This window comes from Undibacterium sp. Ji22W (assembly GCF_049340305.1).
In the GTDB taxonomy this organism is placed as follows: Bacteria; Pseudomonadota; Gammaproteobacteria; order Burkholderiales; family Burkholderiaceae_D; genus Undibacterium.
This window is the reverse complement of sequence record NZ_JBMPOU010000001.1, coordinates 307,925-328,272: the sequence shown is the minus strand read 5'-3', so window position 1 is coordinate 328,272 and position 20,348 is coordinate 307,925. Positions and strand designations below refer to the sequence as shown.

Genomic DNA, 20,348 nt, shown 5'->3' with positions numbered 1-20,348 from the left:
TGTCATAAATGGTAAAAATGATGGTACGAATGACACACCAATCAGTCTGGAAGCCGCTAACGCTCCCACCTTACCCACAGGCGGTAATATGAGTCATACTAGCCCTAAAGCCAGCAGCGATAGCGAATCCGCCTTGATGGCAACCTGGGGCTTGCCACGATCAGGAATTTATCTCGACCGGGAACGCTCACAGATCGCCTTCAACTGGCGTGTACTGGCACAAGCCGAAGATGGAAGTATTCCATTGTTAGAACGTCTAAAATATTTGTGTATCGTCGGCAGTAATCTGGATGAATTTTTTGAAGTGCGGGTCGCCAGCTTGTTGGCACAAAACACGATCGACGGACAATTGGCACAGCATGCTAGCTTCACGGGCATGATGGAAAGAATCGCGAAAGACTGTCATGCCCTAGAAATACGCCAGTATGAAGTTCTCAATCAGGATATTTTGCCAGCGCTCTCGCGCAAAGGCATCCATCTGTTGCGCCATACCGAAAGAACCGAAGCGCAGCGCGCTTGGGTTAAAGCGTATTTTGATCGTGAAGTACGTCCTCTGTTGACACCAATAGGCTTGGATCCTGCCCATCCATTTCCGCAAGTCGTGAATAAGAGTCTGAATTTTATTGTCTCGCTTGCAGGTAAAGATGCGTTCGGTCGCGGCACGGCGATTGCGATTGTGAAGGCTCCACGCGTGCTGCCGCGTGTCATCAAGATTCCAGATGAATTAACTGTAAGCGGTCAAGCTTTTTGCCTACTATCCTCAGTCATCCACGCCCACATCGGCGATTTATTTAATGACAGAGAAGTACTTGCCTACTCACAATTTCGAGTAACCCGCGACAGCGACTTATGGGTTGACGAAGATGAGGTTAAAAATTTACGCCAAGCTTTACAGGGTGAATTGCAAGGCCGCCAGTTTGGTATGGCTGTTCGCTTAGAAGTCGCTAAAAATTGCCCCGAAGCCTTATCCCAATTCTTGCTGGAGCAGTTCGGACTGAGTAAAGATCGTTTGTATGCGGTCGATGGTCCGGTGAACATGGTCAGATTATCCGAATTGATTGATCATGTGAATCAAGCGAATTTACGCTTTCCAGCCTTTACTGCGAAACCCGATCCTAAATTAGCGCAGAAGAATATTTTTGAAGTTTTAAACAAACAAGACATATTGTTGCATCACCCGTTTCAACCATTTCAAACGGTGATCGATTTTATCCGCACTGCCTCACTCGATCCGAATGTGCTCGCCATCAAGCAAACGATTTATCGTACCGGTATGAATTCGGACTTAATGGAATCCTTAATCACCGCTGCCCGCATGGGAAAAGAAGTAACGGTGATTGTGGAAATCATGGCGCGCTTTGACGAAGAAGCGAATATCAATTGGGCAGATCGTCTACAAAGAGCAGGCGCGCAAGTGGTCTATGGCGTAGTCGGTTTAAAGACCCATGCCAAACTTGCACTCGTAATCCGGCGCGAAGAAGGTGGAAGACTACGGCATTATGCGCACTTAGGCACGGGCAATTACCATCCTTCGACGACACGTTTTTATACCGATTTTGGTTTATTAACTGCGCATCCTAAAAAAGCCGCGGAAGTGAATGAGGTATTTATTCATCTCACTGGCTTAACGAAACCGAAAAAGATGGAGTACCTGTGGCTGGCGCCATTTTTCTTGCAGCCCAAAATTATCAAAGCGATTCGCAATGAAGCCCGAATTGCGCGCGAAGGTCGCCCCGGTCGCATCATTGCCAAGATGAATGCGCTGGTAGATGAATCAGTAATTCGTGCGCTGTATGCAGCTTCTGCTGATGGAGTCAAAATTGATTTGATTGTACGTGGCGCTTGCACTCTGCGTCCCGGCGTTCCTGGTCTCTCGGAAAATATTAAAGTACGTTCAATTATCGGCCGCTTCCTCGAACATTCTCGCATCTATTACTTCCGCAATGATTTGGAACATGACGTCTATCTCGCCAGTGCAGATTGGATGAGTCGCAATCTGTTCCGCCGCATTGAAGTCGCTTTTCCTGTTCTAGAAAAACATTTAAAAAAACGTATTATCAGCGAAGGTTTAGAACCGTATTTGAAAGACAATCAAAACGCATGGGTCTTGAATGCCGATGGTAGTTATGAGCGCAAGAAAATCCGTGGCAAACAAAAGCCATTCAGTGCACAGCAATATTTGATGAACACCTTGGGTTCTCCTGAGACAGATAACTAGGGTATTTCGGACACAACATGGATTTGATTTTATGGCGTCATGCGGACGCGGAACTTGGTCATGAAGAGCTGGCTGATCATCTACGTCGTCTGACGCCTAAGGGGCAAAAACAAGCACAAAAAATGGCCTATTGGTTAGATAGCGTATTGCCCCACAATTGCAGGATACTCGTTAGCCCCGCGGTCCGTACGCGTGAAACCGTGGCCGCACTAGCGAAACTTAACCGTCAATTTAAGATTGTCGAAGAACTTAATACCGAGGCAAGTGCAGAAGATTTATTGCGTGTTGCGCATTGGCCGGATGCGCGCGAAACTGTACTCTTGGTCGGACATCAACCCGCTCTCGGCGAAGTCGCTACGCGCCTGATTACCCCGATACAAAATAGCTGCGCAGTGCGCAAAGGAAACGTCTGGTGGATTACGCAAAAAGAACGTGACGGCGAAGGTTTACGCACTTATTTGAAAGCCATAATGACGCCTGATTTGGTGATCAAATAATCTGTATAAAGCTCGGCAGCAAAGCATAACTACGAAGCACTACACTAAGGCAACTTGCTTTATATCTTCACGTTGTGGTTGCAACATCACGTCATGCCAAGTAATCAGGCGTAACTCACCATCAGCCTCTTCAATTAGTGCTGACAGACTTTCCACCCAGTCGCCATCATTGCAATAGGTGATGCCGTTGATTTCGCGAATTTCTGGCTTATGAATATGCCCGCAAATCACACCATCCAATCCACGCTTACGCGCCTCATCGGCTAAAGCGTCTTCAAATTTGGTGATATAGCTCACCGCGTTTTTGACTTTCAATTTAAGGTATTGCGACAAGGACCAATAGGGCAGTCCCGCCCGCGCTCGCCAATGATTGAAAATTTGATTGACTCGTAAGATGACGCTATACAAGCTATCACCCAGATAGGCCAACCACTTAGCACAGGCGATCACGCCATCAAAGCGATCGCCGTGCAGTACCAACATGCGCTTACCATCCGCCGTGGTGTGCACCAATTCGTCACGAACTTGTATGCCGCCGAAATCGAGTGCAATGAATTGGCGCGCTGCCTCATCGTGGTTGCCTGGTACGAAGATCACATTCGTCCCTTTCTTGGCTTTTTTCAATACGGTTTGCACGATATTATTATGCGTCTGGTCCCAAAACCAGCGTCGCTTCAATTGCCAGCCATCGATAATGTCCCCCACCAAATACAGGGTTTCGGACTCAGTGGCTTTTAGAAATTCCAGCAGCCGCTTGGACTGGCAACCGGGCGTTCCTAAATGCAGATCAGATATCCATATCGTACGAAAATGCTTTATATCTTTTTTGGCATGCTTTGTGTGTTTGGTGTGCTGAAGATGTTTTTGCATAGTCTTATCGAGGAACTGATCTGCTGGCATCATTTGGCGATATCCTCCGTACCGTAATGTTTGGCATAGCGATTATCAAGGTTCGCTAAAGGCAACATCACGAATAAATCAGCACTATGAAAATCTGGATCCCATGCTGGTTCGCCACAAACCCAGGCACCAGCACGAATGTAGCCTCTCAGCAAAGGCGGAATACGTGCCTCACATCCTTCATCCATATTCTCTAAGGGGAAAGGCAAATGTGGTGTCACACGATATTCGAGCGGAGAAAATTCCTGTTCGGTGAACTGGCGATAAATCGCTGCAGCATTATGTCCGCCATCCGCCAGACTGATGCTGGCGCAACCGATCAAATACTCGCAACGTTCACGTCGCATGTAGGCAGCTAAACCCGCCCACAACAACATGATCACCGCACCACTACGATAGTCGGGATGAATACAAGCGCGCCCTGCTTCGGCAATACTGCCGCGGATGTTTTGCAAACGCGACAAATCAAACTCGCCTTCTGAATAATAACGTCCAATCTCGCGTGCCGCATTCGGGCCGAGAATTCTATATGTACCAACCACTTTCAAAGTCTTGGTATCGCGCACGATCAAATGATCGCAATGTTCATCAAATTCATCTTTATCCAGACAGTCTTCATTCGCCAATGCAGACAAGCCCATCGCTTCGATGAAGACTTTATAGCGCAGACGTTGCACTTCTTTAACTTCCTTTTTAGTACTCGCAAGGCTCAGACTTAATTTAGAAAAACTGGGATTCGCATCTCCCGGTATGGTCAACACTCTCATGCACGGTTCTCCTTTAACCAATGAAACTGACAGTGCAGAATAGAGAATGAATACTTCAAGACGATGACAATTTCATGTCTGTTTTATGACATTGCAACATGATATAAAAACATGTCATAAAATCAGCATTCAAGCACAGAAAATCAACAAGTGACATCAATACAGAAGCCGTGGCAAACATACCCGCTTGTTGCAATGGATTTCCCCCAAGTCGAAGAAATATTGCATAATCACAATTATTATAAAATTTAAGGAGGCAAGATGAGCATTGCACTTTCCGTCTTTGTTAAAGCTCTCATCGTCGTGCCGGTCACTCTTTTGCCGATACTTAATCCAATTGCGGTTGCGCCTATCTTTTTATCGATGACAGGGCCGATGGATCAAGTGATGGCAAATCGCTTGGCTAAGCGAATTGCGTTTAATTGTTTCTTCTTACTGATGGGCGCGGTGTTTGTTGGCTCTTATGTACTGGATTTTTTTGGCATTTCTTTACCCATAGTCAGAGTCGCTGGCGGTATCGTCGTAGGGATGGCGGGCTGGAAACTACTCAATGATCAGGGTCAAGACAAATTACGCAACTCAGTAGCCGCATCAGCTGGTAACTGGACCAAGGAAGAATTACGCCGTCACAGTTTTTTTCCGTTCAGCTTTCCACTCACTGTTGGGCCAGGAGCGATTGCGACCTCGATTACCTTGGGTGCACAACTTCCGAACAAACCAGTTGATTGGTTAATCACCGGTTTAGCCGCAACAATAGGCGTGTTCTTGACCACGTTTGCGATTTATTTATCGTATCGTTTTGCACGTAATCTAGAGAATTTCTTAGGTGACGTCGGTGCCACAGTTTTAATGCGTTTATCAGCTTTTATCTTACTGTGTATCGGCATTGAAATCGGTTGGACGGGTGTCGCAGAATTATTAGAAGATTTAAAAATACGCTAAGCTCCCACGGCATATTTCTACTCAACTATGTTGAAGCGACATGTAAAAATGGCTTGTATGCACTGAAAATGCCTACAAGCCATTTCTTATTTGAGAGCCGATCGAGAGTCCAATGGACTAAATTGCTTATGATTACTTATGATTGCTTATGGCAACCACTTACCACGAAAAAATTTATTCACTCGCTTCATCTGCCGTCGCGGGATCTTGCAACATCAACGCATGTTCCACTTGAGTTGATTCATCGCCAATTTTACTCTTCCAAGCTTTCATAAAGTAGAGGCGTTCGAATTCTGTTGGTGCTTCATGCCAGATAACCATCAAAGTCCCTTTATGGTCGTGCAATTTGGCGAGCTTGGTAATGCAGTCGACATTGCCATCGGCATCGGCTAACGCTACGGCATAGCCATAGACACGATTTAAACGTTCGATACGATCTGGTTCGGTTTCGCTATGTGTAGCTGAGATTTTCGCGTGGTCTAAAAACATAGGGCAACTCCCAAAATCGATAGAATAATAAGAATTTCATTTTAGCTGATCCAAACTCAGTCGGGGGTGCTTTCTAGATGATTATCCAAGCGATCCGACCGAATCCGAACCTTCTAACAACGCTTCTTGCTCAGCCTTCGACCCAGAGCGAAAGTTTCACTTTCCAGTTAGCATAGAATTTGTTTAAATAGTCGAATACTAGTTTCAGTCAGAATAAGGCTACTCAGCTCCGCGGATTTATGAAAAATGCCTACCTTTATTTTATTGACCGCTTTCTGCCACGCAGAATCAGCTATCGCCTTGCACTCAGCTATTTATTAATTCTTTGCTTATTTATCATTGTCGTCGTTCGCAGTGTAACTCAGGTACAAGACATCTCACGACGAAGTCAGGAATTTGCCCGCAACGACTTACAAAAACTATTACAAGTCCAGAATTTAGCGCTTGATATTGAAGGTTCAACCAGCGCCTTAGTGTTGATCTTCAATGCGACTCAGGACAAGCGAAAACCGGCGTATGACGCGATCGATGCGAAGAAAAAACATATCGATCAATTAATACAAAAGCTGGGTGCAGAATCAGAAGATGAAGTCCAAACCGTGTGCTTGCAACGGTTGAACGTGACTCACCAAGAATTTCGCCAGTCGTATCTGAATTTATTTGATGAAATTGAATTGGATAATCCAGATGGCGCGAAACGTGTATTTGAAACACAAGTAGCCCCGGCTCGTCAGGCCTTCCTGACCGAAAGCGGTATCTTGCTGGACCTGGCAAAAAGGCGCATACAAGAACGTCAGGATGAAGAGCAAAGTGATCTGGCCCGACTGAAATTGCAAGTGATTGCAGTGTCGATTTTTGCGGTCTTGTGTGGCATAGGATTAGCTTTTATCACGCAAAGCAGCGTCGTTCAACCACTGACGATGTTGGAAAAAAGTGCATTACAAATTGCCGCTGGCAATTACACCAGCAAAGTCCCGCCAACCAGAACGACCGAAGTTGCCCAAGTTGGACGTGCTTTAAATACGATGGCAGATGCCATCGCTCTGCGCGAAGCAGAAATTGAACAGCTTGCTTATTACGATCCGCTGAGCAATTTACCGAATCGCATCCTGCTCTTAAAAACATTTGAACAACATAGTCTACACGACCATGCGATGTTATTGATGGACATTGCGCGGCTAAAAATTGTGAATGAAACTTTGGGTTTTGGTACTGGCGATACCTTGATCGTTGAGGTTAGTCAAAGGTTAAGAATCGCGACTGAAGATCTTGCGCAAAATCACCAAGCCTTTCTGACGAAATTTTCTGGCGGCCAATTTGCCCTGTTATGTGCAGCCCCAGAAGGTCGACTTATTACCGATGTCGTCACCGATTTACTCAACAATATAAATCAACGGTTAAGTACACCGGTCCAATGTGGCAGTCACAGTGTCGATGCTAATTTGGTATTTGGGATCGCACTCGCAAACAATGAAACCAAGGATTTAACCGCACTGATTCGTAATGCGGAAGTTGCGCTTTATGCAGCCAAAGAAAATACATTGATGTCTGCTTGGTACTCAGATGCGCAAGAAGCCTCGCGTTTAGGGCACCTGAGTTTGCTGTCTGATTTGCGTTCTGCAGTACAAAATAATGAATTGCAAATGTGGTTACAGCCCAAAATTCATCTCGCCGATCTATCGTGCTATGGCTTTGAAGCACTGGTGCGGTGGCAACATCCACAACGCGGTTTCATCTCACCGATAGAATTCGTTCCTTTCGCGGAACGTACTGGCTATATCAATCGCGTGACCGACTGGATGCTACAGCAAGCGGTACAGACTTTGGCGAGCTGGCGCAATAGTCATCCGGATTTAAGCATTGCAGTCAATGTCAGCACCAATGACTTACGCGATCAGCACTTTCCTGAACGTGTCAGACAACTAATAGCACAATATCAAGTCAAACCGGCGAATCTGCAATTAGAATTGACTGAAAGCGGGATTATGGAAAACCCGGGGAATGCCATTCCCTTACTGCAAGCTTTGCGCTCGATCGGCATAGGGCTGTCGATTGATGACTTCGGCACTGGTCATTCGTCGCTTGCTTACCTACAAAAATTACCCGTCTCTGAATTAAAAATCGACCGTAGTTTTGTGATTAATATCGATCAGCATCCGTCTACCCAAAAGTTAGTCAAAACCATCGTGGAAATGGGACATGGACTGGATTTGCATGTGATTGCTGAAGGCATAGAAACGCTTGCCGAACGCGAAGCTTTAATTGCACTCGGCTGCGATTCCATGCAAGGTTATTACGCCAGCAAACCGCTACATGGTGATGCCTTGCAAAACTGGTTGCGCGCCTTGCCAAGCGCATAAATTTGAGTCCGCAGACTGCGAGTCAATCGCAGAGCAGTCAGGATACTCTGTGAAGATGCTTTTTTGTGATGCTTTATAATAGCGTCTGCCACACCCATCTATTCCACATTTTCCATAGAAATTAAAACATGATAGTTCTTGGTATCGAGTCTTCTTGCGACGAAACTGGCATTGCTTTGTACGACACTGAGCGCGGCTTGCTGTCACATGCCTTGCATTCGCAAATCGCCATGCACCAGGAATACGGTGGCGTGGTACCAGAACTCGCCTCACGGGATCATGTCAAACGCGCCCTTCCCCTGTTGCGCGAAGCATTACAAAAAGCGCAGCTCCAGCAAAATCAAATTGACGCGATTGCCTACACACAAGGCCCTGGCTTGGCGGGAGCATTACTAGTGGGTGCCTCTGTCGCCTGCGGCTTAGGCATGGCGTTGGATAAACCTTTAATCGGCATACATCATCTAGAAGGCCATTTATTGTCGCCATTGTTGGCCAGCCAACCACCAGAATTTCCGTTTATTGCTTTGCTAGTATCAGGCGGCCACACCCAATTAATGCGCGTCGATGGCGTTGGTCAATATGCCTTGTTGGGTGAAACGCTAGATGATGCGGCCGGTGAAGCCTTTGATAAATCGGCAAAACTACTTGGACTTGATTATCCGGGTGGACCTGCGATCTCGAAATTAGCGACCTCAGGTGACCCGATGATTCATCAATTTCCACGTCCTATGTTGCATTCTAAAGATTTGAATTTCAGCTTTTCTGGCTTAAAGACGGCGGTGCTCACGGCAGTTAAGAAATACCCTGATGCTTTAAGCGATACCGATAAAGCAAATGTTGCACGTGGGTTTGTCGATGCGATTATTGATGTTCTCGTCGCCAAGTGCCTCTCAGCACTCAAACACACTGGTCTCAAGCGTTTAGTCATCGCGGGTGGTGTCGGTGCCAATCAGCAATTACGCGCTGCATTAAATGCTGCGGCGAATTCTTCAAATCCCAAAAAACGCTTCCAGGTCTATTACCCAGAACTAGAATTTTGTACCGATAACGGCGCCATGATTGCGTTTGCAGGTTCAATGCGATTACAAGTGCATCCAGAACAAGCAACGAAAACTTATAGCTTCAATGTGCGACCACGCTGGCCACTGCATGAATTAATGCGATGAAATAATGCGATGAATTGAGGCGATGAATTGAGGCGATGAATTGAGGCGATGAATTGAGGCCAGGAATTAGTTGAATGACGACACCGTCCTTTTCGCCGATAAAAAAATCCCTCATCGAAATTCATGAGGGATTTTTTTACGGTTGAAATGATGAGACTTACTTCTTTTTGCTCCCAATCCGACTTTCTTTACCTTGCATCAAATTACCGATATTCGCACCATGACGGTAAATCAATAAACCACTCATAATTGCCACCGCTAACAAAGTCAAATCGGCACCAAACAATAAACCATAATAAAACGGCGCAAACAAAGCCGCGATCAAAGCGGCTAAAGATGAATAACGAAAAGCATAGGCCACCACCAACCAAGTGACGAAAGTCGCCAAGCCTAGCCAGACATTTACCGCTAGCAAAACACCTAATGCTGTCGCCACACCCTTACCACCAACAAACTTGAAAAATACTGGCCACAAGTGGCCAATAAATACCGCCAGCCCCACTGCCGCAATCGTATCGCTTGTCAACTCAAACTTCTGTTGAAAATACATGGCCAGCCACACCGCCAGCCAGCCTTTAAAACCATCCCCTAACAAAGTCAAGGCCGCTGCCGCTTTATTTCCTGAGCGCAGCACATTGGTAGCGCCCGGATTCTTAGAGCCATAAGTGCGTGGATCTGACAATCCAAATAAACGACTCACTACCACAGCAAAAGAAATCGAACCGATCAGGTAAGCCGCAATAATCGCGATCACTGCATTCATCTGTTATTCCATCCTATTATTTTAAATTTGTAATTAATTATTTTTTCACCATGAACGCTGAAAGTGCCAACTTATGTGCACGCAAACAAACTCCAGGCAAGCGGCACATTTTTGCACATCGCTCTATGAAACTCTAGTTATTTACGCTGAGAAAACTTACAAAGCGCAATTCACTGCCTTTGCTGACAAAATATCCAACAATAATGCTGGTGCAATACCGATCAGATAACCACGCCGCCCCCCATTCAGATAGATTTTTTCCAAGTCCAAAATCGAAGCCTCCACATACACTGGCATTGCCTTCTTAGTTCCAAATGGTGAAGTCCCCCCTATCATGTATCCAGAATGACGCTGCGCAACTTCAGGCTTGCAAGGCTCCACTGACTTACAGGCAATCTGCCGCGCTAGATTTTTGGTCGACACCGTTTTATCGCCATGCATCAATACCACCATAGGCTTGGCGTGTTCATCTTGCATAATCAAAGTCTTCACAACTTCATGCTCTTCAACACCTAATTCGCGGGAAGAAACCGACGTTCCGCCATGTTCTTCATACGCATAAGGATGTTCACTGAAAACCGCCCCTTTCTTACGCAACAACTGCGTTGCCGGGGTTTCTGATACGTGTTCTTTTTTGGACAAGATTACACTCGCTCGAAAATATAAAAATAAGACCGCGTTAAGAATACTGGTTAATGATACGACCTGTTGTACATTATATCGCTCCCAAGTTCTCACCCACGCGGATGATGTTGCGCATGCAGTTGCTTCAAGCGTTCGCGTGCGACGTGAGTATAGATTTGTGTGGTCGAAATATCTGCATGCCCTAGCAACAATTGCACTACACGTAAATCAGCGCCGTGATTTAATAAATGGGTCGCAAAAGCGTGGCGTAGCGTATGTGGTGATAAAGGCGAAGTGATACCGGCGAGCGCAGCGCATTTTTTGATCACAACCCAAAACATTTGTCTGGTCATCGATCCGCCACGGGCTGTGACGAATAAGGCGTCGTCAATTTGTCCGTTTAGAATAGCTGGGCGACCTTCGCTCAAATAGCGTTGCAGCCACATCCTCGCAACCTCACCAAACGGCACCAGACGCGTTTTATTGCCCTTACCGGTCACGCGCAGTACTCCATCATTCAAGCTCACCTCAAATGATTTGAGTGAGACCAATTCGGTCACACGTAAGCCGCAAGCGTAAAGAAGCTCCAGCATGGTGCGATCACGCAGGCCTAATGGGGTTTGATCATCAGGCGCTTGCAACAAGGCTTCTACTTGTTTTTCACTGAGCGTCTTAGGCAAGCGATCGGCCTGTTTGGCGGATTTCAGTTTAGTACAAGGATTAACGGCAATTTGGTTTTGTCGGAACGCTTGTTGGTAATAGCGTTTGAGTACAGTCATGCGACGATTCGCCGACGTGGCTTTTGAACTGCTATGTTTGGCCGCGACATAAGAAAAAATATCGATCTCTGTCACTTGCAACAAATGTTTCTGCGTTGTTGCATACAACCATTCCGCGAACAGGCGGAGATCACGTCGGTAAGCTTCCAACGAATTTTTCGCCAGACCATCTTCCAACCAAAGCGTGTCGCAGAATTCGTCGATCTGTGCCTGTATTTGCGATGGTAATTCTACCGCCTCAGCGGTCTTAGTCTTCGCGCTGGGATGGGCAATCTCTGCCTTCTTTACCACATGCTCTCCTGCTGTTGAGTGGATTCGAGCTTACTATACTCTGGTACCTGTTCTAAGCGTAGTAAATAGCGCTTAATGCCAAGATGAAATCCCGTTTCATCATCATGATGGGCAAAGCCACCGAGCCCGCCTGAGGCCGTAACACGATGACAGGGAATCACTAAGGGATACCAATTCGCGCCGCAAGCTTGTCCCACTGCACGTGGTGCCGATTGAATATGTTTAGCGATTTGACCGTAAGTGCGCACCTCGCCACGCGGAATACTGGCAATGGCTTTCCATACCTTTTGTTGGAATTCTGAGCCAATAGGTTTTAAAGGTAAGCTAAAAGGAAAATCTGGATCCACAAAATAACGCGCAATTTGTTGTGCCGCTAATTCTGCGATTGCATCTGCCGGAGATTTTTCCTGAAAGCGCTGCGGCAAATAGACCAGCTCACTGATCTGTTGATGTTCAGTACGCACACCAACGTAGCCAAATGGCGCTGGCACAATCGCAGCGAAGATTGCTGCTTCTATATTTGATTCGGGAGTTGCCATCACTATGCCATTTTCTATTCAAAAGGTTTACGTGATTGTCCTACAGAAACGCACAAGAAAAAAGGCGCATCCATTGGATGCGCCTTCTAAAATTTTTCACGTTCGGGCTGTTTAGTCTCTTTGAACAGGACTCAGCTTATCTTGAAACGCGAATCTCCCCCCCTTTTTGACTGCACCCTACAGGGCACTATTATTGCACTACCGTATTCTGCCTTAAGCTAAGTTCCACAAGATTTCTGCGTGAAGCTCTGTTTGAAATTGCGATAATTAAATCGAGCGAATTTCTAAGGTGTGCGAAATATAGCACGCCTTCTCAATAAAACTATCGCTAGATTTAAACAAAAAAACGCTTTGTTGCATTTGTGCTTCTGCAGCAGAGAAAGATCGCAAACTTCAAAAAAAATGTGCTAAATCAATTCCGAATTATTAAACTTCCCATAGGGAAATATAAGCAATTCCTGATGGAAATTTTTGAACGCACTCATCCAGCAAAAACGAAAAAAATGCCGCAAACTTGTTGCGGCATTTTTTATTACGCGGTTACTTTTTTAGCGACTTAGTTTCGACTTAGTTTCGACTTAGTTTCGACTTAATTTCGACTTAGTTATAAATTAAATTCGGTAACCAAGTAGAAATCACAGGTACATACGTCACCAATAATAAGAAGCCCAACATCGTAAACAACCAAGGTAAAACGGCTACCGTCAATTCCGTAATCCCCATTTTTGTAATACCTGAAGCGACATACAAATTCAATCCAACCGGTGGATGGCACATACCGACTTCCATATTTACTACCATGATAATTCCGAAGTGTACCGGGTCGATTCCCAGCTTCATCGCAACTGGAAACAAGATTGGCGCCATGATCAATACGATAGAAGATGGCTCCATCACATTGCCCGCTAACAGCAGTAAAATATTCACGACGAATAGGAAACTGATCATACCGAAACCGCTATCGAGAATCCAACCAGCCATCGCCTGTGGAATATTTTCACTCGTCATTAAGAAGGAAAATAAAACCGCATTCGTGATGATGTAGAGCAGCATGGCCGACATCGCTGCAGAATCGATCAAAACCTTCGGCACCATTTTCAGGCTCATGTCTTTATACACAAACACTGCGATAAAAAACGCATAGACCGCCGCCACCGCAGCTGCTTCGGTTGGCGTAAACATGCCGGAATAAATACCGCCCATCACAATCACAATTAAAGACAAACCCCAAGCGCTCTTTCTAAATGCCACAAAGCGTTCACCCCAAGTCGCTTTTGGCATACGTGGATAATCGTGTTTGCGCGCCAGAAACCAAGTCGTCAAGCCCAAAAAGAACGCCAATAACAAACCTGGTATTACCCCTGCCATAAATAATTTGCCTACCGACGTATTAGTGGACACTGAATACATCACCATCACGATCGACGGCGGAATCAAAATACCTAATGCACCCGAGGTCGTCACGACACCGGCGCCAAAGCCTTTGGGATACCCCTGCTTCACCATCGCTGGCAAAATAATAGAACCAATCGCCACTACCGTTGCTGGCGAAGAACCAGAAACTGCCGCAAACAAGGCACATGCCAACACACCGGCCAATGCCAGACCACCATGCCAATGACCAACCATTGAGGCTGCGAACTTAATCATGCGCCGCGCCACACCGCCATGGGTTAAGAAATTTCCGGCGAGAATAAAGAAAGGAATCGCCATGATTTCAAACTTCTCAATACCGGTAAATAATTTCAGTGCAACAGACTCGATAGGTACTGAAGTCATGGTGAACAAAAACGTCAATACCGTTAAGCCAAGGGCAATTGAAATCGGCATGCCGGTCAGCATTAACAACATCAGTAAACCAAAAATAATCAGCGCGCTCATACTTTCACCTCTTCATCCAAGCCTTCAACATGGGCATGATCATGTTTAGGTAATTCACCCGTCTTTATAAAGTTCCAGGCTACTTGCAAAAAGCGAAAAGACATCAAATACGAACCCAGCGGAATCGCCAGATAGACCCACCACATCGGTATTTCCATATCCGCTGAGGTTTGATCGGTCTGCGCCATACCGTACACAAAATTCGCACCTAGTGTGCCGACGATGCCTGTGAAAAGTGCACCTGCTCCCAAACTAATCAATACAAATATCTTCCGGTTTTTTTCGTTCAAACGATTAACTAGGACATCCACCCCAACGTGAATGCCGGAACGCACTCCATAGGCTGCACCAAACTTAGCCATCCAGACGAATAAATAAATAGTCAGCTCCTGCGCCCAACTAGTGTTGAGTTTAATCAGTGCATCCTGAACGACGGGAATATCAAATCCCGATAAGTAACGATGTAATACCGCGACGAAGGTAATGATGGTCGCCGTTGCCATCAGCAAGGCGATCAAATACTCTTCCAAGTGATCAAGCAATTTCATGCCAGCTCCTTGTGAGAAAAAATTAAATTGGAAAAATTAGTCCAGATACGACCTAAGTGATCTGGACTGTCAGAAGATTCAAGTGCTTATGAAGTACCTGAGGATAGTGAGACTTATTTGAGGCCTAAGGCTGCTGCTTCTTTATGCACGCTTTGGATCAAGTCTTTGCCGATACGACTTTCCATCTCACGCTGCACTGGCATCAATACTTTCAACCATTCTGCGCGCTCTTTATCATTCAACGCATAGACCGTAGTTTTGCCAGACTTTTTAACTGCCTCCAAGGCATTGTCGTTTTCGATCTGCGCAATCGCATTGGCATATTGCGTCGCCGACTTCATCGCTTGATTCAATTCAGTGCGAATATCTGCTGGCAAACCATCCCAGAATTTTTTGTTGACGATCACGGCATAACCAAGATAACCATGATTGGTCAAGGTGACGTGTTTTTGTACCTCATGCATTTTTTGTGTATACAAATTAGATGGTGGATTTTCTGTACCATCAACCACACCCGTTTGCAGCGCTTGATAGACTTCAGAGAAAGCCATGACCTGTGGATTAGCACCTAAGGCACGCATCTGCGCATCCAGCACTTTGGAAGATTGTATACGCAATTTCTTGCCCTTCAAATCGCTAGGCACATGCATAGGCACATTGGAAGACATGACTTTAAAACCATTGTCCCAGAAGCCTAAACCAGTAATCCCCTTTGGCTCCAGTTTTGCCAGCAAGCCAGCACCTACCGGACCTTCGGTCACACGATGTAAAACATCACGATTTTGAAAAATATAGGGCAGATCAAACACTTCGAATTCTTTGACACCTAATGGGCCAAATTTTGCCAGCGACGGTGCCAGCATTTGCACGGCGCCCAATTGCAGAGCTTCCAGTTCTTCTTTGTCTTTATATAAAGTACTATTCGGATACAGTTCAACTTTGACCCGACCTTTAGTCGCTTTTTCGGCGAGTTCTTTGAAGCGCTCAGCCGCTTTACCTTTTGGCGTGTCATTGGCGACCACATGACTGAACTTAATCACGATGGGATTCTGTGCGTAAGCACCAGCACTGAAAGATAAGCCGGCGACAGTCAACGCGGTCGAACCAATTACCGCTAACAAAGCACCTATGGTGTTGCGTCTTTGAGTTTGTATATCCTGATGTTTCATAAATGTCTCCTAGTTTATTTGTTGTGCAATCATTATTAGCTGTAGAGCCGCAAATGCACAATTGTGGTTTACCACAATGTCGTCAGGATTAGACAATTCGGATATCGTTGCCGCATAGCGCAAGGATTGGGCTACACTTTTGCTATGGAAATCAAGCCCTTAATTCAGTCTATGAGCAAGCCAATAAGCAAGCCCATAAGCACCAAACGCTTCCGTACATCGCTGCCTTGGATGTTGCCAATTGTGCTCGTCTTGCTATTTTTGGCGGTGCTAATCTGGCTACCATGGCAAGCACAGCGCATGGAGACCAATGAGCGGCAAGAACAATTAATTGCCGATACGCTGTGGGTAGAACAAGCCTTGCAGTTCCAACTCAAACGCAATGAAGAAAGCTTATTGAATTTGGCCGAGGATTTTGTCGATCACAAAATTACGGCCTCAACCACAGCCGATCGCTTGCGCTTATACGCAACAAATAATCACGAAATTCAAGATGCACTACTATGGGACGCCCAACACCGCCTTGTAGCCAGCAACAGCGACACTAGCGATGACAGCCATGCACTCAAGCAGGCGCTGATTGCCAGCGATAGTTTCACCCAAAAAATACAAAAGTCCTCTTGTGCCAAAATCGCAGAAAAATCTGGTAGTCTAGTCTGCCGTTATCCCCTATTCCGCGACAAACTTTATCTCGCGAGCATTACCGTGAGCTACCGCTTGCAGACTCTCTTGGATGAAACCGTGCCTTGGTGGTTTGCGCAAGAGAATGATATTACCTTGCTCGATAGCGAAGACAAATTACTTGCGAGACGCGCCGCCGGTGGTAGCGGAAAAAATGTCTACACGCATAACCGTACGATAGACTTTCCACAGTTAAGTATCACGCTTCGCACGAATAGTACGAAAAGCGAACCCAAGTTACTATCCAATCTTTTGGTCTTGTCCGTCGTTTTATTATCCTTGGGTTTGGTCTGGAGTTTAATCGCATTGTGGCGCGACATTAACCGCCGCCTGCAAGCTGAGGGTGCGCTGCGCAAAGAGGCCGCATTCCGTGCTGCCATGGAAAATTCTTTGATTACTGGCTTACGAGCGCGCGATATGCAGGGTAGACTGACTTATGTGAATCCCTCGTTTTGCAAGATGCTCGGCTTTCCCGCTGAAGAACTAGTCGGTAAACTTCCTCCTATGCCTTATTGGGCACCGGAAGAAATCACCGAATATGAAAATCGTTTTGCGCAAATTTTGACCGGGACTGTGCAGCCAGAGGGGTTTGAAACGATTTATCAACGTGCAAATGGCGAACGCTTTCCGGTCTTAATTTATGAATCGCCGCTAGTTGATGACCATGGCCAACAAACTGGTTGGATGAGTTCTATTCTGGATGTATCGGAGCTAAAACGCGCGCAGGAATTAAGTCGCCAGCAAGAAGAAAAACTCCATCAAAACGCGCGCTTGGCGACGATGGGGGAAATGGCTTCGATGTTAGCGCATGAATTAAATCAGCCATTGGCAGCGATCTCAAGCTACACGACAGGTGCCTTAAATATCTTAAAACAAGAGCAGCCACCTACCGATCTCAGTTTATTGGCTGAAGCCTTAGAAAAAGCGACACAACAGGCACAACGCGCCGCACAAGTCATCCGCAGCGTGCATGAATTCGTGAAGAAACGAGAGGCCAGCCGCGCTTGGTTTGACATCAATACCTTACTACAAAGCGTGATGCCCTTGATTGCATTGCAAGCACAAAGTGCGCACATTCATGTGCATTATCAGATTGACCCCGATTTGCCTGAAGTTTTTGCGGATAAAGTTTTGATCGAACAAGTCTTGCTGAATCTAACCCGCAATGCGATTGAAGCCATGCATGATGTCGCTTATCCACAAAGGCAAATGCAAATTCATGCGCATCTATTTTCCAAAGAGTCCGCTGATCGCCAGCATTCTCCGGCGCTATTACTAATTCAAGTCATAGATCAAGGACATGGCATTTCCGTGGAAGTCGCTGAAAAGTTATTCTCGCCTTTTTTTTCGACCAAAGCCGCTGGCATGGGCATGGGTTTGAATATTTGCCGAACTGCGATAGAGTTTCATGGCGGCAGCCTAAAGTACCGCCCAAATCCACTTGGCGGCACCGTTTTTGAATTTACGATTCCCTGCAGAGGCAAGTAAAATGCAAAAAAACATAACAAAGGATGCGTGATGCTCCATATTGTTGATGATGAAGAAGTCTTACGCGATGCCTTACTATGGTTGGCACGTTCACGCAATATCGCCGCACAAAGTTATGCGGATGGCGAGGCTTTTCTGGCTAAGCTCGATCAGGGTTTACAGTTCTCTGAGGTAGGCGATTGTCTTTTACTCGATGTCAGGATGGCAGAATTGAGTGGCACCGCCCTTTTCGACATCCTCAGCGCACGTCAGTTGACACAAAGACTGCCAGTGATTTTCTTAACTGGCCACGGCGATGTTCCGATGGCAGTCGATAGTCTAAAACGTGGTGCCTTCGATTTTTTTGAAAAGCCTTTCAACGACAATGCGCTAATGGACAGAGTGGAACAAGCTTTGCAAGTCTCCATCAAGGCGGGTGATGCCCATCAGATACAAGTCCGCTTACAAAGCCTGTCACAGCGCGAACGTGAAGTCTTAGAGTTGATTTTGCAAGGCAAGATGAATAAAAACATCGCCGATGAATTGGGGATCAGTATGCGCACAGTGGAAGTCCATCGCGCGCACATCTTTGACAAGATGCAGATTAAATCGGCAGTGGAATTGGCAGGTTTATTGAAATAAGAAATTTAAGTTTGATGCTGAGCCAGGGCCCATTCTATATGCTCACGCACTAATTCCGATGCATTGTCCAAACGATTCTGCAAAGCCTGCACGATATCGGCACGACCTTTAACATGTTGCGCCGTATTACCCAAACCCACCGCCAAATTTCTCAGCCATTTTTCATAGCCGATGCGACGTATCGGGCTCCCTTCCATGCGGCGTAAAAAATCTGCTTCGGTCCAGGCAAACAGTTCGAGCATACTGCGCTGATCCAAACCATGTCGCACATCGAAATCATCGACCGTCGCTTTTTGCGCAAATTTATTCCAGGGACAATACAACTGACAATCATCACATCCGTACACTCGATTGCCAATTAAAGGGCGCAGTTCAACTGGGATTGCACCATGCAACTCGATGGTCAAATACGAAATACAGCGACGCGCATCGAGCTGATACGGCGCAATAATCGCCTGTGTCGGGCAGACATCGATGCAAGAACGACATTGCCCACAATGGTTACTGGTTGGCGGATCAACAGGCAATGGAATATCGACCAAGATCTCGCCAAGAAAAAACAGGGAGCCCGCTTCCCGCGTTAACAATAAAGTGTGCTTACCACGCCAGCCTAAACCCGCTTTCTCGGCAAGGGCCACTTCCATCACTGGTGCAGAATCGGTAAATACCCGATAGCCAAATTCACCAACACGGGCAGCGATCGCGTCGGCCAGTTGTTGTAAGCGTTGTCGCAACACCTTGTGATAATCACGACCACGCGCATAAATCGAGATCACCGCCGCGTCTGGCGCATGCGACTGTTCACGCTCACGCCAGTCGCTTGGCGTATCAGTTGGTAGGTAATCGACCCTGACTGTAATCACGCGTACCGTACCCGGGACCAACTCATCCGGGCGATAGCGCTTGCTGCCATGGCTTTCCATATAGCCCATTTCGCCATGATAACCAGCGGCAATCCAGGCGTGATAGCGTTCCACTGCATGCGAAAGATCAACATCGCTAATACGAACGTCCGCAAACCCCGCTTGCCGACCGAGTTGTTTGATTTCTGTAGCAAGTTGAACGTAGTCAGTCATGTTTCATATATTTTGTGGTATGTTTTGAGCCTTCTATGGCAGCAAAGATTTCAGAATGCAACATTATAAGTTAAGCCTAGCAGATGAAGCGGCTACACAAGCCTTAGGTAAGAGTTTGGCACATTGCTTACAAAGCGGCATCGTGATTTATTTACACGGCGACCTTGGCGCGGGTAAAACCGCCCTAACCCGCGCCATCTTACACGCAGCAGGTCACGAAGGTACTGTAAAAAGCCCGACTTACACCTTAGCAGAGCCCTACGAGATTTGGGTTCAAGGCGCAGTCACCAAATTCATGCACTTTGACCTGTACCGCATGCGCAGCCCGGATGAATTCATTGAGGCAGGCTTTCGCGATGAAATGAACGAACGCACTATCTGCGTGATCGAATGGCCTGAAAAAGCCGCAGGCATTTTGCCAACACCTGATATTGAAATACAAATTGATATTCTGGAAGCTGGGCGCAAGGTAGAATTGCGCGCTTTGTCAGAAAAAGGAAATGCTTGCTTGGCGCAACTCCATTTCGCGCCGAATTTATAAGTATTCCA

The 20,348-nt window shown here is 46.3% G+C and carries 19 protein-coding genes; 8 read left to right on the top strand and 11 right to left on the bottom strand.

Going from position 1 to position 20,348, the window contains the following annotated elements; all coding sequences use genetic code 11:
* The first annotated feature begins 136 nt into the window (after nt 1-136).
* Together ppk1 and ACO0KW_RS01315 are read left to right on the top strand one after the other, a co-directional pair.
* Entirely contained in the window at nt 137-2,218 is a 2,082-nt protein-coding gene (ppk1, locus tag ACO0KW_RS01320) for a polyphosphate kinase 1 (protein WP_423051925.1), read from the top strand.
* Between the two features lie 17 nt (nt 2,219-2,235).
* A complete protein-coding gene (locus ACO0KW_RS01315) occupies nt 2,236-2,715 on the top strand; it encodes a SixA phosphatase family protein (protein WP_423049878.1) in 480 nt (159 codons plus the stop codon).
* A 39-nt stretch (nt 2,716-2,754) separates the two neighbouring features.
* Here ACO0KW_RS01315 and ACO0KW_RS01310 read toward each other — a convergent pair whose 3' ends face one another.
* Both ACO0KW_RS01310 and ACO0KW_RS01305 read right to left on the bottom strand, forming a co-directional pair.
* Nucleotides 2,755-3,585 (bottom strand): UDP-2,3-diacylglucosamine diphosphatase, encoded by an 831-nt coding sequence (locus tag ACO0KW_RS01310; protein ID WP_423051923.1) that lies wholly within the window; start codon nt 3,583-3,585, stop codon nt 2,755-2,757.
* Between the two features lie 29 nt (nt 3,586-3,614).
* Nucleotides 3,615-4,382, bottom strand: coding sequence for a GNAT family N-acetyltransferase (locus tag ACO0KW_RS01305; protein ID WP_423049876.1), 768 nt, complete (start codon nt 4,380-4,382; stop codon nt 3,615-3,617).
* Nucleotides 4,383-4,643: 261 nt separating this feature from the next.
* Here ACO0KW_RS01305 and ACO0KW_RS01300 point away from each other — a divergent pair, with 261 nt between their 5' ends.
* Complete coding sequence (locus ACO0KW_RS01300) at nt 4,644-5,324, top strand: MarC family protein (RefSeq protein ID WP_423049874.1); 681 nt, start codon at nt 4,644-4,646, stop codon at nt 5,322-5,324.
* Between the two features lie 174 nt (nt 5,325-5,498).
* Here the strand turns inward: ACO0KW_RS01300 and ACO0KW_RS01295 are convergent, their stop codons facing one another.
* Nucleotides 5,499-5,813, bottom strand: a complete 315-nt coding sequence (locus ACO0KW_RS01295; RefSeq protein WP_423049872.1) for a hypothetical protein — start codon at nt 5,811-5,813, stop codon at nt 5,499-5,501.
* 239 nt (nt 5,814-6,052) lie between these two features.
* On the opposite strand from ACO0KW_RS01295, the gene ACO0KW_RS01290 reads away from it, so the two are divergent.
* Together ACO0KW_RS01290 and tsaD are read left to right on the top strand one after the other, a co-directional pair.
* Nucleotides 6,053-8,173: an EAL domain-containing protein gene (locus ACO0KW_RS01290; RefSeq protein ID WP_423049870.1), complete on the top strand. Its 2,121-nt coding sequence runs from the start codon at nt 6,053-6,055 to the stop codon at nt 8,171-8,173.
* A 128-nt stretch (nt 8,174-8,301) separates the two neighbouring features.
* Nucleotides 8,302-9,339, top strand: coding sequence for a tRNA (adenosine(37)-N6)-threonylcarbamoyltransferase complex transferase subunit TsaD (gene tsaD, locus ACO0KW_RS01285; RefSeq protein ID WP_423049868.1), 1,038 nt, complete (start codon nt 8,302-8,304; stop codon nt 9,337-9,339).
* A gap of 157 nt (nt 9,340-9,496) precedes the next feature.
* Here the strand turns inward: tsaD and plsY are convergent, their stop codons facing one another.
* The 7 genes from plsY to ACO0KW_RS01250 form a co-directional block, all read right to left on the bottom strand.
* Nucleotides 9,497-10,102 (bottom strand): glycerol-3-phosphate 1-O-acyltransferase PlsY, encoded by a 606-nt coding sequence (gene plsY / locus ACO0KW_RS01280; protein WP_423049866.1) that lies wholly within the window; start codon nt 10,100-10,102, stop codon nt 9,497-9,499.
* 156 nt (nt 10,103-10,258) lie between these two features.
* A complete protein-coding gene (locus ACO0KW_RS01275) occupies nt 10,259-10,747 on the bottom strand; it encodes an aminoacyl-tRNA deacylase (RefSeq protein WP_423051921.1) in 489 nt (162 codons plus the stop codon).
* A gap of 89 nt (nt 10,748-10,836) precedes the next feature.
* Complete coding sequence (gene xerD, locus ACO0KW_RS01270; protein WP_423049864.1) at nt 10,837-11,796, bottom strand: site-specific tyrosine recombinase XerD; 960 nt, start codon at nt 11,794-11,796, stop codon at nt 10,837-10,839.
* On the bottom strand, nt 11,790-12,335 hold the full coding sequence (locus ACO0KW_RS01265; RefSeq protein ID WP_423049862.1) for a methylated-DNA--[protein]-cysteine S-methyltransferase: 546 nt from the start codon (nt 12,333-12,335) through the stop codon (nt 11,790-11,792). The genes xerD and ACO0KW_RS01265 overlap by 7 nt, the downstream gene beginning before the upstream one ends.
* A gap of 600 nt (nt 12,336-12,935) precedes the next feature.
* Nucleotides 12,936-14,216, bottom strand: a complete 1,281-nt coding sequence (locus ACO0KW_RS01260) for a TRAP transporter large permease (protein WP_423049860.1) — start codon at nt 14,214-14,216, stop codon at nt 12,936-12,938.
* On the bottom strand, nt 14,213-14,764 hold the full coding sequence (locus ACO0KW_RS01255; protein WP_423049858.1) for a TRAP transporter small permease: 552 nt from the start codon (nt 14,762-14,764) through the stop codon (nt 14,213-14,215). Before ACO0KW_RS01255 ends, ACO0KW_RS01260 begins: the two co-directional genes overlap by 4 nt.
* Nucleotides 14,765-14,877: 113 nt before the next feature.
* Nucleotides 14,878-15,933 (bottom strand): TRAP transporter substrate-binding protein, encoded by a 1,056-nt coding sequence (locus tag ACO0KW_RS01250; protein ID WP_423049856.1) that lies wholly within the window; start codon nt 15,931-15,933, stop codon nt 14,878-14,880.
* 171 nt (nt 15,934-16,104) lie between these two features.
* Here ACO0KW_RS01250 and ACO0KW_RS01245 point away from each other — a divergent pair, with 171 nt between their 5' ends.
* A complete protein-coding gene (locus tag ACO0KW_RS01245) occupies nt 16,105-18,102 on the top strand; it encodes a two-component system sensor histidine kinase NtrB (protein WP_423049854.1) in 1,998 nt (665 codons plus the stop codon).
* Between the two features lie 30 nt (nt 18,103-18,132).
* Nucleotides 18,133-18,723: a response regulator transcription factor gene (locus tag ACO0KW_RS01240; protein ID WP_423049852.1), complete on the top strand. Its 591-nt coding sequence runs from the start codon at nt 18,133-18,135 to the stop codon at nt 18,721-18,723.
* 5 nt (nt 18,724-18,728) lie between these two features.
* Here ACO0KW_RS01240 and queG read toward each other — a convergent pair whose 3' ends face one another.
* Entirely contained in the window at nt 18,729-19,799 is a 1,071-nt protein-coding gene (queG, locus tag ACO0KW_RS01235; protein WP_423049850.1) for a tRNA epoxyqueuosine(34) reductase QueG, read from the bottom strand.
* Nucleotides 19,800-19,854: 55 nt separating this feature from the next.
* Here queG and tsaE point away from each other — a divergent pair, with 55 nt between their 5' ends.
* The gene (gene tsaE, locus ACO0KW_RS01230) at nt 19,855-20,340 is read left to right on the top strand and encodes a tRNA (adenosine(37)-N6)-threonylcarbamoyltransferase complex ATPase subunit type 1 TsaE (protein WP_423049849.1); all 486 of its coding nucleotides are present in this window, start codon (nt 19,855-19,857) and stop codon (nt 20,338-20,340) included.
* Nucleotides 20,341-20,348: the final 8 nt, after the last annotated feature.

Coding starts and splice junctions, on each gene's coding strand:
- ppk1 (WP_423051925.1), top strand. CDS start 137: ATGGCAACCTGGGGCTTGCCACGATCAGGAATTTATCTCGACCGGGAA.
- ACO0KW_RS01315 (WP_423049878.1), top strand. CDS start 2,236: ATGGATTTGATTTTATGGCGTCATGCGGACGCGGAACTTGGTCATGAA.
- ACO0KW_RS01310 (WP_423051923.1), bottom strand. CDS start 3,585: ATGCAAAAACATCTTCAGCACACCAAACACACAAAGCATGCCAAAAAA.
- ACO0KW_RS01305 (WP_423049876.1), bottom strand. CDS start 4,382: ATGAGAGTGTTGACCATACCGGGAGATGCGAATCCCAGTTTTTCTAAA.
- ACO0KW_RS01300 (WP_423049874.1), top strand. CDS start 4,644: ATGAGCATTGCACTTTCCGTCTTTGTTAAAGCTCTCATCGTCGTGCCG.
- ACO0KW_RS01295 (WP_423049872.1), bottom strand. CDS start 5,813: ATGTTTTTAGACCACGCGAAAATCTCAGCTACACATAGCGAAACCGAA.
- ACO0KW_RS01290 (WP_423049870.1), top strand. CDS start 6,053: ATGAAAAATGCCTACCTTTATTTTATTGACCGCTTTCTGCCACGCAGA.
- tsaD (WP_423049868.1), top strand. CDS start 8,302: ATGATAGTTCTTGGTATCGAGTCTTCTTGCGACGAAACTGGCATTGCT.
- plsY (WP_423049866.1), bottom strand. CDS start 10,102: ATGAATGCAGTGATCGCGATTATTGCGGCTTACCTGATCGGTTCGATT.
- ACO0KW_RS01265 (WP_423049862.1), bottom strand. CDS start 12,335: ATGGCAACTCCCGAATCAAATATAGAAGCAGCAATCTTCGCTGCGATT.
- ACO0KW_RS01260 (WP_423049860.1), bottom strand. CDS start 14,216: ATGAGCGCGCTGATTATTTTTGGTTTACTGATGTTGTTAATGCTGACC.
- ACO0KW_RS01255 (WP_423049858.1), bottom strand. CDS start 14,764: ATGAAATTGCTTGATCACTTGGAAGAGTATTTGATCGCCTTGCTGATG.
- ACO0KW_RS01250 (WP_423049856.1), bottom strand. CDS start 15,933: ATGAAACATCAGGATATACAAACTCAAAGACGCAACACCATAGGTGCT.
- ACO0KW_RS01245 (WP_423049854.1), top strand. CDS start 16,105: ATGAGCAAGCCAATAAGCAAGCCCATAAGCACCAAACGCTTCCGTACA.
- ACO0KW_RS01240 (WP_423049852.1), top strand. CDS start 18,133: ATGCTCCATATTGTTGATGATGAAGAAGTCTTACGCGATGCCTTACTA.
- queG (WP_423049850.1), bottom strand. CDS start 19,799: ATGACTGACTACGTTCAACTTGCTACAGAAATCAAACAACTCGGTCGG.
- tsaE (WP_423049849.1), top strand. CDS start 19,855: ATGCAACATTATAAGTTAAGCCTAGCAGATGAAGCGGCTACACAAGCC.